The sequence below is a fragment of the Lapidilactobacillus mulanensis genome, from assembly GCF_003946215.1.
GTDB classification, from domain to species: domain Bacteria; phylum Bacillota; class Bacilli; order Lactobacillales; family Lactobacillaceae; genus Lapidilactobacillus; species Lapidilactobacillus mulanensis.
Map to the genome: position 1 here is coordinate 1 of NZ_RHOW01000099.1, position 1,527 is coordinate 1,527.

The following is a 1,527-nucleotide window of genomic DNA, read 5'->3' on the forward strand; positions in this document are numbered from 1 at the left end:
AAAACTGACTAACATTAGTGGTGAATCATAATTCGACGGAATTATGATTCACCACTTTTCTTTGTTTTGAAGTAAAGTGGTTATGAAGTTGACATGCCGTAGTGCTTTTTGACGCATTATCTGATGACGCCGTAAATAAAAATGACAACTTCATTGGTCTACCGATAAACTCGCTCGAAGTCTGTTGGCTCTTTGAAGCCGTGTATTGAAAATTGGGATGAGTGGAACGATGAAGACAATTTCTATTAGGTGGTGTTTGGAATGGATACACAAATTGTTTTTGGAGTAGATGTTAGTAAGCACAAATCAAATATTGCCATTGTAATCAATGGCAAAGTAGTCGATGAATTTAAGATTACTCATACACGAGATGGTTTTAAACGTTTGGGTGATGCGTTGAATCATTTCAAGAATCCACAAGTTATTTTTGAGTCATCAGGAGTCTATTCACGCACTTTACGTGCGTTCCTTCAGCGAAATAATTGGTCATACACTGAAATTAATCCATTAGCCGCTAAAAAGGATATGGATAGTTTCCGTCACAATAAGAATGATCAACTAGATGCAGTTGCCTTAGCTCAGGCAATGAATCAACATCATTATGCCCCAACCTTCCAAGAACAACAGATTTATAGTGAACTACGTGATATGGAACGATCCTATCAAGAGTTCAATGAAGATATTGTTAGAGCTAAAAACAGGCTACATCAAAAACTACAGATTACTTTTCCGGAGATTGAAAAGTTCATGAGTACTACTGATAGTGCACTTTATTGGCACGTCGTACAGCAGTTTTCACATCCAGATTTGGTCTTAGAACTTACTATCGCCGATCTATCAGCTAGCCTCTTAAATGCGACGCCTAAGAATATGAGTGTATTAAGAGCCACAGCACTCGCAGAGCGCTTAAGAAACTTGGCCCTGAATTCAGCTCCAGCTGTAAGGAAAGATGCTTATGCGGTTACTGCAGTGAAGCAGTTAGCGCAAGAGGTTGAGCGTATCAGTGAGCACAAAGCAGAAATCATTCAACAGATGGAAACTCTAGCAAAGAGCTTGCCGGAGTTTGAAATTCTTCAATCAATTCCTGGATTTGGCGTTAAAACCACTGTTTGCGTTATCGCTGAATTAGGTGATATCCGCAGATTCCATAGTGCTAACGCGATCAATGCATATATTGGAATTGATCTGATTCAATATCAATCTGGTGATTTTGAAATGGCTCAACATATCCGTAAACGCGGGAATGCTTACGCACGTAAGATTCTCTTCAAAACAATTCTAAATATGATCAGTACTTCTAAATATCATCCTTCAAACGTCAGTGTGGCTTACGAACAAAAAAAGCAATCTTCTAGTGCCATACGCACCAAGAAGATTGCCATAGCAGCTATGAGCCGCCTGATTAGAACCATATATCACCTAATCAAATACAATGAATTGTACGATTCAAAGATGTTCCTCGCCGAACTCTAATCGTCATTCATTTAAGTAAAGTATAGCACCTCCGAAAAAAAATTACAGCTGAGG

At 38.8% G+C, this 1,527-nt stretch carries 1 protein-coding gene; it reads left to right on the forward strand.

The genetic code is table 11. The features are described 5' to 3' along the window. Positions 1-261 precede the first annotated feature (261 nt). Positions 262-1,473 (forward strand): IS110 family RNA-guided transposase, encoded by a 1,212-nt coding sequence (locus tag EKM67_RS10655; RefSeq protein WP_125578951.1) that lies wholly within the window; start codon positions 262-264, stop codon positions 1,471-1,473. The last annotated feature ends 54 nt before the right edge of the window (positions 1,474-1,527 follow it).